This is a genomic window from Maribacter sp. Asnod2-G09 (genome assembly GCF_045063795.1).
Classification (GTDB): Bacteria; Bacteroidota; Bacteroidia; order Flavobacteriales; family Flavobacteriaceae; genus Maribacter.
Genome location: NZ_JBEFOA010000005.1, coordinates 1,565,047 through 1,582,053, shown reverse-complemented (window position 1 = coordinate 1,582,053; position 17,007 = coordinate 1,565,047). Strand labels below are relative to the sequence as shown.

The window sequence follows — 17,007 nt, the reverse complement described above, 5'->3', positions numbered from 1 at the left end:
AAAATAAAACATGAAAATAGCCATTATAGGTGCAGGGAATTTAGGACTTTCTATTGCAAACGGAATTCTAAAAAGTAATGGTGCCACTAGCATGTACCTTACTAAAAGAGACACAAATGCTATTGCCCACTTTGAGAAATTTGATAAGGTTACGGTTACCAACGATAACCGTTTGGCGGTTCAAAATTCAGATATCTTAATCTTTGCGGTACAACCTGTTCATTTTGCTGCCATCTTAGAAAGCGTAAAAGATTTATTGACCGAAAATCATGTAATTATATCTACAATAACCGGTTTCGGAATTGAAAAAATAGAAGCAGTTATCGGCAAAGACAATTACATTGTTAGAAGTATGCCCAATACAGCCATTTCTGTAGGTAAATCTATGACGTGTATCTGTAGTAATGAAAAAGGTAAAAAACGTATCGATTTAACAAAAGCTATCTTCAATAGAATGGGTCATTCTATGGAAATACCTGAAAACCAAATGCAAGCCGCAACAGTTATTTGTGCAAGTGGCGTAGCGTTTTGGATGCGCCTTATTCGCGCCACTACCCAAGGTGCCATTCAATTAGGCTTCGATGCTAAAGAAGCACAAGAACTAGCAATGCATACTTGTAATGGTGCTGCAAGTCTATTAATAGATTCAGGTAATCATCCCGAAGAAGAGATTGACCGAGTGACCACGCCAATGGGCTGTACAATTACCGGCTTAAATGAAATGGAACACCAAGGTTTAAGCTCATCGTTAATACGCGGTATTATCGCATCGTACGATAAGATTACCGAATTTAAAACCAAATAAAAGTCTATCATCAAATCAGTTCTTAACGAACTTGAATCCTTTTGAATTATGAAATTATTCGATGTTTACCCACTATATAATGTTACTCCCGTTTCTGCAAAAGGCATTGTAGTAACCGATGACAAAGGTCAAGATTATTTAGATTTTTATGGCGGTCATGCTGTAATTTCAATTGGTCATTCACATCCACATTATGTACAACGTTTAAAAGACCAATTAGATAAAATCGGATTTTACAGCAACGCCGTTCAGAATCCGCTTCAAGTAGAATTAGCCGAAAAATTAGGTGTCGCTTCCGGCTGTGAAGATTACAACTTATTTCTGTGTAATTCTGGTGCTGAGGCAAATGAGAATGCACTTAAAATGGCATCTTTTGTTACCGGAAAATCTAAAGTTATCGCTTTCAATAACGGATTTCACGGGCGTACTTCTGCCGCAGTAGCGGCAACCGACAATCCGTCTATCAATGCTGAACTTAATCAGCAGCATGAGGTGGTATTTCTTGACCTCAACGATATCAAAGGTTTTGAAAGAGAGATTTCAAAGAATGTCTGCGGCGTAATCATAGAATCGATACAAGGCGTAGGCGGATTGGATGAACCGACAACAGAATTTTTACAACAAGTGGCTTTGCTATGTAAAGAAAATGATGCCTTATTAATTGCTGATGAGGTGCAATGCGGATTCGGTAGAAGTGGTAAATTCTTCGGATTTCAACATCATAATATACAACCTGATATTATTAGTATTGCCAAAGGAATGGGTAACGGATTTCCTGTTGGTGGCGTTCTTATTCACGAAAGTATAAAAGCGAAATACGGAATGTTAGGTACTACTTTTGGGGGAAACCACTTGGCATGTGTAGCTACAATGGCAGTTTTAGAAGTTATTGAGAAAGAAAACTTAATCACCAATGCCGAAGAACTGGGAGTTTATTTCAATGAGAAGGCAAAAGAAATTCCGCAAGTAAAACGCGTAAAAGGTAGGGGACTAATGCTTGGGCTGGAGTTCGATTTTCAGGTGGCTGATCTTCGCAAAAAATTAATTTACGAGCACCACCTTTTTACCGGTGGCGCCAAAGACAAAACGGTACTTAGAATTTTACCCGCATTAAACATTACAAAACAAGATTTAGACGTGTTTTTCACCGCTCTTAAGACTGCTTTATCATGATAAAAACACTCAGCTTAGAAAAAAGAAATGCCGTTCTAAAACGTATGGCAGAATTGGTTCAACAAGAAGAATCAATTTTAATATCTGCAAATGAGAAAGATTTAAATTCTTTCGAATCTGCCGACATAGCAATGATTGATCGCTTAAAGGTGAATAAAGATAAGGTTAGAGAAATGGTTTCTTCCTTAAAAAAATTAGCCGCGCTACCAGACCCTTTGCATGTAGAACGTATTCAATTTACGCATGACAACGGATTAGAAATTAGCAACAAAACAGCTCCGTTCGGCACTATCATGATCATTTATGAATCTAGACCAGACGTAACTATTGAAGCTGCCGGTATTGCTTTTAAATCTGGAAATAAAATATTATTAAAAGGTGGTAAAGAATCGTTGAACTCAAACTTGGTTTTGGTCAATTTGTGGCATAAAGCTTTAGAATCTTGTGACTGTTCTGAAGATTGGATTACGTACTTGAATTATTCAAGAACAGAAACGCAGCAGTTTCTTGAAAAACCAACTCAAAAACTAGATTTAATTGTACCGCGTGGTGGAGAAAAATTAATTGCATTTGTAAAACAACATGCGCAATGCCCAGTAATTGTTAGCGGTCGTGGAAACAACTTTGTATATGTTTCTCATGAAGCAGATTTACAAATGGCTTTAGACGTAATTGTCAATGCTAAGACCACAAAAATATCGGCATGCAATGCAGTTGACAAAGTGATTATCTCAAGAGACTTACCCCGTAAAATGGAGTTTCTAAATCATTTGGTCAAAACCCTTAAAAAGCACAATGTAGAAATTTTGACCGATGCCAAACTAGCCGGATTAGAAGGTACTTCGCAGATGGAAGATGAAGCTGTTTGGCATGAAGAATTTCTAGATTATAAAATTGTTATTGGGCAAGTGCCCGATGTTGATGAGGCTATACAATTTATCAATACCTACGGTGGCGGACATTCAGCTGCTATCATCACAAAAGATGAAGAAGAGGCAGATACTTTTATGCAATCAGTAGATACTGCGGCTGTATACCACAATGCATCTACCCGTTTTACTGATGGCGGACAATTTGGTTTAGGTGGTGAACTAGCTATCAGTACCGATAAATTACACCAACGGGGACCAATTGGGCTGCAACACCTAGTGACCAATAAATGGTACGTAAAAGGGAATGGACAGATTAGATAGTTAGGAGTTAGGAGTTAGGAGTTAGGAGTTAGGAGAAATTAAAACTCATCCTAGCAAAAATGAGACAAGCATGTTGAAAAAGAGAATTTTATTAAAATTGGGTTCCAATACCTTAACTAAGGATACTGACCATATTTCTCGTGGTAAAATTGAAGATATTGGTAGGCAAATAGCAGCTTTAAAAGATCAATATGAATTCATTATTGTGAGTTCTGGTGCTATTGCCGCAGCGAAACAATTTGTAAAACTGGAGCATAATGGCGAAGAAATCAATGTAAAACAGGCATTGGCATCTATTGGTCAGCCGCACTTAATGCGTATTTTTCAAGAGAATTTTAGAGAATTAGGTCTTTTTACATCACAGTGTTTACTATCGTATTCCGACTTTGAAAAAGAGCAAACTAGAGTGAATATCAAAAACACGATAAACGTTCTAGTCGCTAATAATTTCATCCCTATCATTAATGAAAATGACACGGTAGCAACCGATGAAATTAAGTTTGGTGATAATGATAAATTAGCAGGACTAACAGCCTCTCTTTTATCCGCAGATATTCTAATTATTGCCACCAATACTGATGGTATTTATACGAAATCGTCCTTATCGACTGCTACACCGAAAACAATTGAATCAGTATCGGATCTAAGCATCCTATTAAAAGAAATCGGAGAATCTAAATCTACACATGGCACAGGCGGAATGCAATCTAAAATAGATGCTGCAACCATCGCCCAAAAAGCAGGTATTGAAACTTGGATCACAAATGGCTTAAAAGACCACTTTATAACCGACGCCATTGATAATAAAAGCACATTTACAAAAATTAAAGCATCATGAATTACCTTTCTATAAATGATATCGACTCTTTATCTACTTGGGTAAAAGAAGCTATATTGCTTAAAAAACAATCAAAGAAATTTAAAGCCTTGGGTAGTGACAAAACTATCGGACTCCTATTTTTCAACAACTCGCTTCGTACACGTTTAAGTACTCAAAAAGCGGCAATGAATTTAGGTATGGAAGTTATTGTTATGAACTTTGGCAGTGAAGGTTGGGCTTTAGAATATGCCGACGGTACTGTTATGGACCAAGGTACTTCTGAACATATAAAAGAGGCTGCTCAAGTAATTTCTCAATATTGCGACATCATTGCCATCCGTGCTTTTGCTGGGTTAAAAGACAAAACATTAGATGAGGCTGAAGAAGTTTTGAACGGATTTAAGACATACGCATCTGTGCCTATCGTGAATATGGAGAGTTCTGTGGGGCACCCATTACAGGCACTTACCGATGCCATTACTTTAGAAGAACATAATTTTAAGAACAACCCAAAAATAGTTTTGTCATGGGCACCACACCCAAGAGCTTTACCACACGCAGTTGCGAATTCTTTTATTCAAATGATGCAGAAGCAAAATGCCGAATTTGTGATTACTCATCCTAAAGGTTATGAGCTAGACCCTAATATTACCAAAGATGCTAAGATTGAATACAATCAAGAGAAGGCACTAGAAAATGCCGATTTTGTTTATGTAAAAAACTGGAGCAGTTATACCGATTACGGTCAAATAAAATCTCAAGATACTACTTGGCAAATGACCCTAAAAAAATTAGGAAAGGCTAAATTTATGCATTGTTTACCCGTACGTAGAAATGTAGTGGTTGCCGATGACGTTTTAGATAGTGCGCAATCATTGGTAATTGAACAAGCGAATAACAGAACATACGCAGCACAATTGGTTCTAAAGAAAATACTGGAAAGCAATGAAAATTAATAGATGGATATATATTGGCATCGCATTATTTGCGTTCATATTATTTGTAGTCAACTTGACAGATATTGACCATAGCACTGCACATTGGAAAGCCTATATGGGTCCCGTTAGTAACATAATTCTTATTGTTGCCATGGTACTCATGTTTAAATTTTCTGACGATGAAAAATAAACTAAGTGTTGTAAAAATTGGCGGTAACGTCATTGAAGATGAAAAGGCTTTAGCTATTTTTCTTACTGCATTTGCCAAACTAGACGGATTAAAAATACTCGTACATGGTGGCGGAAAACTAGCTACTCAACTAGCCACTAAATTAGGTGTCGAATCTAAAATGATAGACGGCAGACGCATTACAGATGCTGAAACTGTCGATATTATTACTATGGTTTATGGCGGCTTGGCAAACAAGAAAATCGTTGCCCAGCTTCAAGCAAAAAATATTAATACAATCGGTTTAAGTGGTGCTGATGGCGATAGCATACAGGCGCATAAACGCCCCGTAAAAGAAATTGATTACGGATTTGTAGGTGATATTGATAGTGTAAATTCTGAATTAATTAGCAACCTATTATCCATCAACCTTACGCCTATTTTCTGCGCATTATCGCATGATGGCGCTGGGCAATTATTAAACACCAATGCAGATACCATTGCTTCTGAAATTGCAATCGGCATGGCATCAACCTACGAAACTACCCTTTATTACTGTTTTGAGAAAAAGGGTGTTTTACTAGATATTGCCGATGATAATAGTGTTGTAAAAAAAATCAATACAAATACATATAAAGAACTATTATCAGCAGGCGTAATTGCTGACGGCATGCTACCTAAACTTCATAATTGCTTTCATGCACTAAACAATACCGTTGAAAAAGTATGTTTGGGCGATGTAACTATGTTAGATAAAAACACCGAACTGTTCACCACATTAACCCTATAAAATGAATCAAACAGAACTAACAGAAAGCGCGATAGCATTATTGAAAGAATTAATTTCAATAGAATCTTTTTCTAAGGCAGAAGACAAGACTGCCGATGCTTTACAAGCGTGGTTGGCAAAATACGACATCCCTACAGAAAGAGATGGCAACAATATTATAGCGAAGAATAAATTTTGGGACGATTCTAAATCGACCCTTCTTTTAAACTCGCATCACGATACCGTTAAACCTAATAAAGCGTATACAAAAGACCCTTTTTTGCCCCACATTGAAGATGGTAAATTATTTGGGTTGGGAAGCAATGATGCTGGCGGACCTTTAGTGTCTCTTCTTGCAACTTTCGTGAATTACTACCATAATGAAAATCTCAATCATAATATTTTAATGGTTGCTTCTGCAGAAGAAGAAAATGCCGGTGAGAATAGCTTACGCGGATTGTTACCAAGATTGCCCCATATTGATGTAGCTATCGTTGGCGAACCAACATTGATGCAACTAGCTATTGCAGAAAAGGGACTAGTAGTTTTTGATGCTGTAGTGAAAGGAACTCCCTCGCACGCAGCGCATCCTAATGATGATAATTCCATCTACAACTCTATTAAAGTTTTAGAATGGTTCAAAAACTTCACATTTGAAAAATCATCTGAGGCATTGGGAGATGTAAAAATGACCGTTACCCAAATTAATGCAGGTTCACAACACAACGTAGTTCCGGCTCAGGTTGATATGGTGATCGATGTTCGTGTAAATGACGCTTATAGCAACAAAGAAATTGCAGATTTACTGAAGAAGGATGCGCCATGCGAATTAAAGGAGCGATCTTTACGCCTGAATTCGTCGAAAATAGATAAAGACCATCCGTTAGTGAAATCGGGTATTGCTTTAGGTAGAACAACTTACGGCTCACCTACCCTCTCTGACCAAGCAGCTTTAAGTTGCCAGTCATTGAAACTAGGACCTGGAGACAGCACACGTTCTCACTCAGCAAATGAATTTATCTATGTACATGAAATTGAAGAAGGCATAGACTTGTATATTAAAATACTAAAAGGATTTCTGCACTAAGCGTGCGGCTAATTATAAATTAAAAATCATTTATGTTTTGAGCTTGATATCTGAGCTTGACACTTGAACTTGACACTTGAATTATGAAACTCTGGGATAAAGGATTTAGCACTGATAAAAAAATTGATCATTTCACCGTAGGTAATGACAGAGAACTAGATTTACTATTGGCTAAGTACGATGTTATTGCATCTAGAGCTCATGCCAAAATGTTAGGCGAAATCGGATTGATCACACCTAAAGAAACTCAAGACCTCGTAAGAGAGTTGAATACTATCGCTGCACGAATAGAAAAAGGAACTTTTACTATCGAAAATTCTTTTGAAGACATGCATTCTAAAATAGAATACATGCTTACCCTTAGTTTAGGTGATACTGGCAAAAAAATACATACCGCACGCTCTAGAAACGATCAAGTTTTAGTGGCTATGCACCTTTATCTAAAAGATGAGTTAACAGAAATTAAATCGATGACAAAGTCACTCTTTAATCTTCTTTTAGTAAAAGCCCAAGAACATAAAGATGTTATGTTACCAGGGTATACGCATTTACAAATTGCCATGCCTTCTTCTTTCGGGCTATGGTTTTCCGCTTATGCAGAAAGTTTAATTGACGACCTTTATTTTATTGAAGCGGCCTACAAAGTTGCCGACCAAAACCCGCTAGGCAGTGCTGCTGGTTATGGTAGTTCATTTGCTATTGATCGTAGATTTACTACTAAAGAAATGGGCTTTAGCACACTAAAATATAATGTAATTGCCGCTCAAATGAGTAGAGGAAAAGTGGAAAAAGCAACTGCATTTGGCATCGCAAATATTGCTGCAACGCTTTCTAAAATGGCTATGGACATTTGTTTGTATATGAGTCAGAACTTCAACTTCATTTCTTTCCCAGATGAGTTGACTACGGGTTCTAGCATTATGCCACATAAGAAGAATCCTGATGTTTTTGAATTGGTACGAGGTAAGTGTAATAAATTACAGTCTATACCAAATCAACTTACTTTAATCATCAATAACCTACCAAGTGGATACCATAGAGATCTACAATTGGTAAAGGAAATTATTGTACCGGCAATTCAAGACATGAAAGCATGTTTAGAAATACTGACATTTAGTTTAAAAGAAATTAAAGTTAATAATGACATCTTAGAAGACCCAAAGTACGATTACTTATTTAGCGTTGATACTTTAAATGAACTTGTACAAAATGGCATGCCTTTTAGAGATGCATACAAGAAAATGGGACAAGAAATTAACGAAGGCACTTTTACCCCTAAAAGAGATATTCACCACACACATGAGGGTAGTTTAGGTAATCTTTGCTTAAAGGAAATTAATGATAAAATGAAGGAAATTTAATTTTCCTTCAAATAGCTATCTGAATAAATTTTGGTAAACTGGGCTCCGAAAGTGACAATTAAACTAGAGTACGAGACCCATAGCATTACTAAAATTATGCTTCCTGCGGCACCATAGGTTGAACCTGGCTCTGCTTTACCAAAATAGAACGCAAGAGCATATTTACCTATTAAGAATAGAAGTGCAGTAAGTGCTGCACCAACCTTAACCGCTTTCCATCGCACATGAGTGCTGGGCAGGTATTTAAACATTGCTCCAAATAAGAGGTATATAAAACCTAGAGATAATATTATATCTAAACCAAAACCTAACTCTAACATTCCGTCTGGCAAAAGCTTAGAAAGCTGTGATGAAAATGCGGACAATAATGATGTGAGCACGAAACTGACCAGTAATAGAAAGCCTATAATTATTATAAACCCGAAGCCCTTTAATCTCATAAATAAAGTAGACAACACCTCGTTCGAGTATTTTGGTTTTACCTCCCAAATGTCATTCAAAGAATTTTGTAACTGGTAAAAAACTCCGGTTGCACCATATATCAGTACTCCAACCCCCAAAAGAGTTGCTACTAACGATGTTTGTTGACTACCGCGGTCTGCAATCATTTCTTGAATTGATTGTGCCGTATCGGGTCCCATAGCCGACGAAATTTCAGCAAACAACTCACCACGTACGATTTCTTTACCCCAAATCCCGCCTACCAATTCCAATATCAAAACCAATAAACCTGGCAAAGAGAGAATTGCATAATACGCTATAACCGCACTTATTTGAAATGGCTCTTTCTCCATCCATTCGTTATAGGTTTTCACCAGTAACTTAGGTAGATGAGTAAGCTTAAATTCAAAGTTGTTTTCTTTCGTTTTAGTAGCCATGAATTATACTTTTTTTGCTTCATTAAAAATAGCAAAGATGTAATTTCAACTCTAATCCTATCCAAGAAAATACTATCTCTTAAACAGTTTACCTAAAAATACAACTAGTTAATTTTTAATCTATTTCAACAAAGAAATCCCTTACACAACTGTTTAACATATATTCACAACAATTAATTTTAACATTTGTTATTCATTAGGCATATTTGATGAACACACCTCATCAAACCAACGGCATGCCATTATTTAAAAAAAGTATTACCCTTTTTCTTTTATTTTTAAGCGTTAATCTATCTGCTCAGTCTTTCACCTCTATTTGGAACACCAATAATATAGAATCTGGTTCTTCAACAATTAATCAGGTAACCATCCCAACAAATTCAACTTACACCACATATAACTATGATGTAGATTGGGGCGATGGTTCATCAGACACCGGAGTAACAGGAAATATCACCCACGATTATGCAACGCCAGGACTTAAAACCATTGCAATTAACGGCACATTTCCGTCAATTTATTTTAATGATGAAACGGGAAGTGATAAACTTAAAATCATTGAAATTTTAAGCTGGGGCACCGTTCAATGGCAAACCATGGAAAATGCTTTTTATGGTTGTGAAAACTTGAATTTTGATTTAATTGACGACCCCGACCTTGCTCAAGTGACTTCTTTAAAACAGATGTTTAGAGGTTGTACTTCGTTTAATGGAATTGTCAATAATTGGGATACCAGTACTATTAATAATATCTCTGGCTTATTTTATGAAGCAGAAACATTTAATAGACCTTTAGCAAATTGGAATATCGGGGCAGTAACAGATATGTCCTATACTTTTTACGAAGCCGAACTATTTAATGAGCCATTGGATAGTTGGAATACATCTGCAGTAACTACAATGTCCAACCTGTTTTATCATGCTGAAGATTTTAATCAAAACATCAACAATTGGAACGTTAGCAATGTAACGGACATGTCCAATCTGTTTTACTATGCCAGAGTTTTTAATCAGCCATTGAACTTATGGGACGTAAGTAATGTAACCACAATGGCGAGCATGTTTTACCTAACACCCTTTGACCAACCAATAAACAATTGGAATATTAGTAATGTAACGGACATTTCTGGAATGTTTCGAAATAGCTCGTTCAATCAGCCCTTAAATTTATGGGATGTTAGCAATGTAACAACCTTATCGGGTACGTTTGCTCAAAACAACAATTTTAATCAACCTTTAAATGATTGGGACGTAAGTAATGTAACGGACATGAGCCGGACATTTGGTAGTGCCGGTAGCTTAAAAGATTTTAACCAACCTTTGGATCAATGGGATGTTAGTAATGTAACTACCATGACAGGCATGTTTGAAAGCTCTTCTTTTAACCAACCATTAAATGGTTGGGATGTTAGTAACGTAACCAATATGAGCAATATGTTTGCCGGTTGGGCATCTACATACATAACTGCTTATAACCAACCACTAGACCTTTGGGACGTAAGCAGCGTTACGAACATGAGTAATATGTTTCATGATTCTCGTTTTAACCAAGCTATTGAAGGCTGGGACGTTTCTAATGTTACGAATATGAATAGTATGTTCGACAACGCAACACTATTTAATCAGCCACTTAACAATTGGTTAATTACCTCGCTCACCAATTTAGATGGTATTTTCGCAAATACACCGCTGTTCAACCAACCTTTAGACAATTGGAATACTTCAGCTGTAACCAGAATGAGAAATACATTTCTGAATGCGGATGCTTTTGATCAGGACCTATCATCTTGGGACATTTCCTCCGTTACATCTATGACATCTCTATTATCCAATTCTGGATTATCTGAGGAAAATTATGATGCTACTTTAATCGGTTGGGCTACCCAAACAGTAGAAGATGATGTTGACTTAGGAGCAACAGGCTTAAAATATTGTGATGGTAGACTTGCAAGACTAGAACTTATTGATAACCATAATTGGGCTATAACCGGAGACATTGTTAACTGTTCCAATGTGTTCTGCACAACAATTACAAATCCAGCCGAAGGAGATACAAATGTTCCTGCAAACTCCAACATACACTGGGCTGCCGCACCAAATGCAACTGGTTACTATATTGACTTAGAGGTTGAAAGAGGCGGAGTCCGTAGCTTTGTAAATATCAGTGGAAGCCCTGCAAATAATTATGATGTTGGTAACGTAGAAATTTTAACTTTTACCAACGAATTTACTCCTGGCGATACTATTTTCATAACCGTTACACCTTATAATGGTGAAGGTCCGGCAGTTGGCTGTGAAGAATTTAGCTTTACCGTTGTACCCTCATGGGTCAATAGTCCAGCTGCCTATAAATTTACGATTGACACTAGCCTCGGATCTACTTACGGTACTGATCAATTTGATTTTAGAATTCAAAGAAACTCTAGCTACAGCTACAATTATTCCGTTGATTGGGGAGATAGCGAATACAACAATAATGTTACAAGTGATCTTAGGCACATATACAATACCCCTGGAATCTATACGATAGCTATTATTGGCGACTTTCCCGCTCCTTATCACTATTACGGAGATTCGGACGAAGTCATATCTATTGACCAGTGGGGTACACATGAGTATCAGTCTATGCAAAGAGCTTGTTTTGGCTGTGAAAACATGGAGTACAATGCTACTGATGTTCCAGACCTTACCCTTGTAACCGATATGTCCGAAATGTTTGAAGATGCTCATTTATTTAATGGCAATTTAAATAGTTGGAATGTTAGTAATGTAACGAACATGGATTCTACCTTCAAAGGAACCCATGTTTTTAACGAACCCTTAAACACCTGGGATGTTAGCAATGTTACTAACATGGGCAGTATGTTCTCTAGCGCTAGAGAATTTGATCAACCTTTAGACTCCTGGATAACTAGTGAAGTTACAGATATGGGTTCTATGTTCTATGATGCAGAAGTATTCAATCAGCCATTAGATTGGGATGTATCTAAAGTTACCTCTATGTATAGCATGTTTGGATATACGGAGCTCTTTAACCAAAACATAAACGATTGGGACACCTCTTCAGTTACCAACATGAGCTCTATGTTCAGAAGCGCTGAAGCATTTAATCAACCTCTAAATGATTGGAACGTATCATTGGTTACTACCATGAATTATATGTTTAACAACGCTGAAGTATTTAATCAACCTCTAAACAATTGGAATGTAAACTCGGTAACTAATATGGGTTCTATGTTTTACAATGCTTATAATTTTAACCAAGATATAGATAGCTGGTCCGTAACGAATGTAACAGACATGTCTTCCATGTTTAATTCAGCGCTCAGCTTTAACGAACCATTAAATAGTTGGGACGTAAACTCTGTAGTGAACATGTCTGAAATGTTCAATGGGGCAGAAGTTTTTAATCAACCTCTAACAGATTGGGATGTAAGTGCTGTAGCTAACATGACATCTATGTTTAAAAATGCCTTACTGTTTGATCAACCGCTAAATAATTGGAACGTATCATCGGTTACATTAATGCCTTTTATGTTCGAAAGCGCTACAACTTTTAATCAACCTTTAAACAATTGGAACACTGGGGTGGTAACCAACTTTGCAGCGATGTTTAAAAATGCATCCGCTTTTAATGAACCACTTACCAACTGGAATACTGGAGAAGCATTAACCATGCAAGAAATGTTTAGCGGTGCAACTGTCTTTAATCAAAATATAGACACTTGGGATGTCTCATTTGTAACCACAATGGAAGCTATGTTCAACGAAGCTACCAGTTACAATCAAAGCATGAACTCTTGGAACGTAGCCTCAGTAACAACCATGGAAGATATGTTTAAAGGCGCTATTACATTTAACGAAACTATTGGGGATTGGAATGTAAGAGGTGTTACCACTATGGAAGACATGTTTAGTGGTGCTGTAGCATTCAACCAAATCATAAATGATTGGCGTGTAACTAGTGTAGACAATATGGATTTTATGTTCAATGGAGCATCTGCTTACAACCAACCCATGAATCTATGGAATTTAGGTAACGTAAGCATGAGATCTACATTCTATAATGCCACGGTCTTAGACCAATATTTAGGAGATTGGGATATTAGCGGTGTGTCTGATATGCGAGACATTCTCGATAACACGGCTCTTATTCGAGAAAACTATGACAATACCTTAATTGCTTGGTCTGAGCAAACTTTAACTAGCGGATTAACTCTTGGTGCTGAAGGATTACCGTATTGCGACGCACAAGAAGAAAGACAATCTATGATAGATACTTATGGATGGACTTTTAGTCAAGATGTTCGAGATTGCCCTATACCAGAGTGTACGCAATTAGCATCACCCTTAAATGGAGCTACAGATGTACCTATAAATACTAACCTCACTTGGGATGCAGCGCAGTTTGCACAAGCTTATTATTTAACCGTAGGTACTTCAGTTGGTGGAAATGATGTTGTAAATAATGAAACTATCACTAATGAAACATCTTATGAATTTGCTTCAGATTTTAATACTGGCGATACAGTTTATGTAACCATTACACCTTTTAACGACGAAGGTGTAGCCGGCACTTGTACTGAAGAGAGTTTTGTTTTATCAAATACATTACCTACCATACCTGAATGCACTTCTTTGATTTCACCTGCTATTGGTGACAGCGATGTTTTAGTTACTTCAGATTTAACCTGGAACGCCATTTCTAATGCAGATGGTTATAGATTAACCATTGGTACATCTACAGGAAACAATGACATTCTTAATAATATAGATGTAGAAAATGTGACTACTTATGATCTGATATCAGACTTGCAGGAGGACAGCGATATTTTCATCACTATCATACCTTATAATGAGCAAGGTCCTGCAGACAGTTGTAGTGAAGAATTTTTTCATACCGAAACAATACCTGTAGCACCTACGTGTACTAATTTAATAAGCCCTGCTCATTTAGATACAGACGTTCCTATTGATACAAACTTAAGTTGGACAGCAGTACCTGAAGCCACAGGGTATTTAGTAATTGTTGGTACTACTGAAGGCGGTAATGAAGTTGTAAACAATGTTGATGTAGCACTTAACACTACGTACGACATCCCAGACGATTTACTTGAAAGCAGAACATACTATGTCACCATAATACCATATAACGATGTTGATGATGCGACAGGCTGTATTGAAGAAAGCTTTACCACTGGTGATTCTACCAGTCCCCCATCTTGCCCTATTTTAAGCTCACCTATTGCTGGCGCCACTCAAGTTGCCATAGACACTAACTTAAGCTGGAACGGGTCAGGTTCAGCAGATGGCTATAGAATTACTGTAGGCACAACATCTGGTGGTTCAGAGATATTTACAAACGATCTTGGTGATGTAACTACATATGATTTCGTAAACGACCTACCTGAAAATGAAACTATATACGTTTCTATTATTGCCTATAACATAAATGGTCCTTCTTCAGGTTGTACAGAATATACATTTGAAACAGCAGGTCCGCCAGAGTGCACAACCCTAATTAGTCCCGCAAATAATGATACGAATATCGCAATAGACACTTCTATTGAATGGAATGCCGTTGCTGATGCCGATGGTTATAAGGTGACAGTGATCGCCAGTAATAGTACAGCTAATAACATGACAGACTTTGAAGTTACTGCAGATACCACCATTGATTTCGCTAACGATTTCATACAAGGAGAAACGGTTACCGTAACAATCACCCCTTTTAATACAAACGGCAATGCCGATAGTTGTTCTTCTGAAAGTTTTACAATTATACCACCACCATTACCATCATGTACATCTTTAATTTCTCCTTTAAATGATGCTTTAGATGTTGATATTGATACAGATCTTAGTTGGAATGCCGTAACCGGTGCAACTGGCTACACAATTACGGTGACGGCAAGTGAAAGCTCTGTCAATAATTTAAATGAGATAGATGTTATCGCAACTTCGTATGATTTTACGAATGATTTTATACAAGGTGAAACGGTTACAGTAACAATTAAACCCTTCAATGATACTGGCGAAGCAGTAGATTGTACTTCAGAATCATTTACTATTAAACCAGTAACTTCTTGCACTAACTTAAGCATGCCATTAAATGGAGATACAGCAGTTAACATCGGTACTTCAATTACCTGGAATACCGTGGCAGATGCAATAGGGTATTTCGTAACCGTGAATGCGAGCAATAGTACTGCTAACAATTTTATGGACCGAAAGACAACGGCGACCACGTTAGATTTTGATAATGATTTTACACAGGGCAAAACAGTTTCAGTAACCATAACTCCGTATAATGAATCTGGTAATGCTATCGGTTGTGCTACTGAAACGTTTACTATTGAAGCTGTCCCTTTATGTACAACATTAACTTCACCTGCTAACGGTGATGTTGATGTAGCTGTAAATTCTAACTTAGAATGGATGGTAGTACCTGAAGCTGTTGGGTATTTACTTTCTGTTTCAGGAAGTAACAATACCACAAACAACGTGTCAGAATTAGATATCACTACTGGAAACACCTATGATTTTACCAGCGATTTTGAACAAGGCGAAACGGTAACGGTAAACATAACACCTTACAACAATGCAGGTGAAGCTATAAATTGTTCTAGCGAAACTTTTACTATTAAATCAATACCTGATTGCACAACTTTAATTTCGCCTATTAATAATGATGTACGAGCAGAAGTAAGTGAAATTACATGGAATACGGTAGCTGATGCAGATGGTTATAAGTTAACTATTACCGCTGATAACAGCACTATAAATAATGTAACCGACTTGGAGGTTTTAGATACCACCTACGCTTTCCCTAATGAATTTAATATTGGTGAAATTATTACGGTGACCATTATTCCATTCAACGAGGTTGGTGATGCTAGTGGTTGTACTTCTGAAAGCTTTACGATAAGACCTTTACCTTCTTGTACGACTCTTATCTCATCATTGCAAAACGGGGATGATATTTCTGTTACTACAGATATTGAATGGAACGTTGCCGATCAAGCAGATGGCTATTACATTTCAATTGGTACAACTGCTGGCGGAAATGATATTGTTACTAATGAAGATGTTGCTTCATTGAATAGTTACATCCTTAATGAAGATTTACCTTCTGATACATTAGTTTATGTAACTATTACACCTTATAATTCTTCTGGTGAAGCAGAAGGTTGTGTTTCAGAAAGCTTCACTACAGAAGTTGTAGCTCCTGATTGTGCACAATTATTGAGTCCGGCTAACGGAGAAAACAATGTTTCTTTAGAAAGTACCATCTCTTGGGAAGAAATTGAAAAAACAGATGGTTACAGAATCTCTATTGGGACATCTGCAGAAGCAAATGACATTTTAAATACTGTAGATATGGGTATGGCTACTAGCTATTCACATGAACAAGAATTTCCTTTTGACACTGAAATCTATGTTACTATTACCTCTTATAATAGCGCCGGTGATGCTATAGGTTGTGAACAACAATCGTTTACAACAATGATTCCTGAAGATGAAACTAAATACGGCTTCTCACCAGACGGAGATGGAATAAACGAATATTGGCATATTGAAAACATAGATTATTATCCCGAAAATGTTGTCAGCATTTATAATAGGTGGGGAGATATGGTCTTTCAGGTTGAAAATTATGACAATGCATCAAACGTGTTTTCAGGTACTGCCAATATGCGTACTAAAATAGGTGCAGATCAATTACCAACAGGCACCTATTTCTTTAACATTGAAATAGACGGTGAAACTATTTTAAGAAAAACGCAAGGATTCCTTGTTTTAAAGCGATAATAG

Annotated in this window: 11 protein-coding genes; 10 read left to right on the top strand and 1 reads right to left on the bottom strand. The window is 37.0% G+C overall.

The features are described 5' to 3' along the window. Positions 1-10: 10 nt before the first annotated feature. The 9 genes from proC (at position 11) to argH (ending at position 8,315) form a co-directional block, all read left to right on the top strand. The gene (gene proC / locus ACJJVT_RS18825; protein ID WP_405400788.1) at positions 11-805 is read left to right on the top strand and encodes a pyrroline-5-carboxylate reductase; all 795 of its coding nucleotides are present in this window, start codon (positions 11-13) and stop codon (positions 803-805) included. A 48-nt stretch (positions 806-853) separates the two neighbouring features. After that, positions 854-1,978 carry an aspartate aminotransferase family protein gene (locus ACJJVT_RS18820; protein WP_405400786.1) on the top strand — a complete coding sequence of 375 codons (1,125 nt, stop codon included), beginning with the start codon at positions 854-856 and terminating at the stop codon, positions 1,976-1,978. Then, the gene (locus ACJJVT_RS18815; protein WP_405400784.1) at positions 1,975-3,171 is read left to right on the top strand and encodes a glutamate-5-semialdehyde dehydrogenase; all 1,197 of its coding nucleotides are present in this window, start codon (positions 1,975-1,977) and stop codon (positions 3,169-3,171) included. The genes ACJJVT_RS18820 and ACJJVT_RS18815 overlap by 4 nt, the downstream gene beginning before the upstream one ends. Before the next feature lie 70 nt (positions 3,172-3,241). Continuing rightward, a complete protein-coding gene (gene proB / locus ACJJVT_RS18810) occupies positions 3,242-4,009 on the top strand; it encodes a glutamate 5-kinase (protein ID WP_405400783.1) in 768 nt (255 codons plus the stop codon). Beyond that, a complete protein-coding gene (locus tag ACJJVT_RS18805) occupies positions 4,006-4,947 on the top strand; it encodes an acetylornithine carbamoyltransferase (protein WP_405400781.1) in 942 nt (313 codons plus the stop codon). Before proB ends, ACJJVT_RS18805 begins: the two co-directional genes overlap by 4 nt. After that, positions 4,937-5,119, top strand: a complete 183-nt coding sequence (locus tag ACJJVT_RS18800; RefSeq protein WP_405400780.1) for a hypothetical protein — start codon at positions 4,937-4,939, stop codon at positions 5,117-5,119. Before ACJJVT_RS18805 ends, ACJJVT_RS18800 begins: the two co-directional genes overlap by 11 nt. Continuing rightward, positions 5,109-5,888, top strand: coding sequence for an acetylglutamate kinase (gene argB / locus ACJJVT_RS18795; RefSeq protein ID WP_405400779.1), 780 nt, complete (start codon positions 5,109-5,111; stop codon positions 5,886-5,888). The genes ACJJVT_RS18800 and argB overlap by 11 nt, the downstream gene beginning before the upstream one ends. A 1-nt stretch (position 5,889) precedes the next feature. Next, positions 5,890-6,954 carry a M20 family metallo-hydrolase gene (locus ACJJVT_RS18790; protein ID WP_405400778.1) on the top strand — a complete coding sequence of 355 codons (1,065 nt, stop codon included), beginning with the start codon at positions 5,890-5,892 and terminating at the stop codon, positions 6,952-6,954. Between the two features lie 83 nt (positions 6,955-7,037). After that, on the top strand, positions 7,038-8,315 hold the full coding sequence (gene argH, locus ACJJVT_RS18785; protein ID WP_405400777.1) for an argininosuccinate lyase: 1,278 nt from the start codon (positions 7,038-7,040) through the stop codon (positions 8,313-8,315). Here argH and ACJJVT_RS18780 read toward each other — a convergent pair. Next, positions 8,312-9,193: a YihY/virulence factor BrkB family protein gene (locus ACJJVT_RS18780; RefSeq protein WP_405400775.1), complete on the bottom strand. Its 882-nt coding sequence runs from the start codon at positions 9,191-9,193 to the stop codon at positions 8,312-8,314. The genes argH and ACJJVT_RS18780 overlap by 4 nt on opposite strands. A gap of 236 nt (positions 9,194-9,429) precedes the next feature. On the opposite strand from ACJJVT_RS18780, the gene ACJJVT_RS18775 reads away from it, so the two are divergent. Then, positions 9,430-17,004, top strand: a complete 7,575-nt coding sequence (locus tag ACJJVT_RS18775) for a BspA family leucine-rich repeat surface protein (protein ID WP_405400774.1) — start codon at positions 9,430-9,432, stop codon at positions 17,002-17,004. Positions 17,005-17,007 lie beyond the last annotated feature (3 nt).

Bases quoted from the DNA above. Each gene is read 5' to 3' on its own strand.
- proC (WP_405400788.1), top strand. From the start codon at position 11: ATGAAAATAGCCATTATAGGTGCAGGGAATTTAGGACTTTCTATTGCA.
- ACJJVT_RS18820 (WP_405400786.1), top strand. From the start codon at position 854: ATGAAATTATTCGATGTTTACCCACTATATAATGTTACTCCCGTTTCT.
- ACJJVT_RS18815 (WP_405400784.1), top strand. From the start codon at position 1,975: ATGATAAAAACACTCAGCTTAGAAAAAAGAAATGCCGTTCTAAAACGT.
- proB (WP_405400783.1), top strand. From the start codon at position 3,242: ATGTTGAAAAAGAGAATTTTATTAAAATTGGGTTCCAATACCTTAACT.
- ACJJVT_RS18805 (WP_405400781.1), top strand. From the start codon at position 4,006: ATGAATTACCTTTCTATAAATGATATCGACTCTTTATCTACTTGGGTA.
- ACJJVT_RS18800 (WP_405400780.1), top strand. From the start codon at position 4,937: ATGAAAATTAATAGATGGATATATATTGGCATCGCATTATTTGCGTTC.
- argB (WP_405400779.1), top strand. From the start codon at position 5,109: ATGAAAAATAAACTAAGTGTTGTAAAAATTGGCGGTAACGTCATTGAA.
- ACJJVT_RS18790 (WP_405400778.1), top strand. From the start codon at position 5,890: ATGAATCAAACAGAACTAACAGAAAGCGCGATAGCATTATTGAAAGAA.
- argH (WP_405400777.1), top strand. From the start codon at position 7,038: ATGAAACTCTGGGATAAAGGATTTAGCACTGATAAAAAAATTGATCAT.
- ACJJVT_RS18780 (WP_405400775.1), bottom strand. From the start codon at position 9,193: ATGGCTACTAAAACGAAAGAAAACAACTTTGAATTTAAGCTTACTCAT.
- ACJJVT_RS18775 (WP_405400774.1), top strand. From the start codon at position 9,430: ATGCCATTATTTAAAAAAAGTATTACCCTTTTTCTTTTATTTTTAAGC.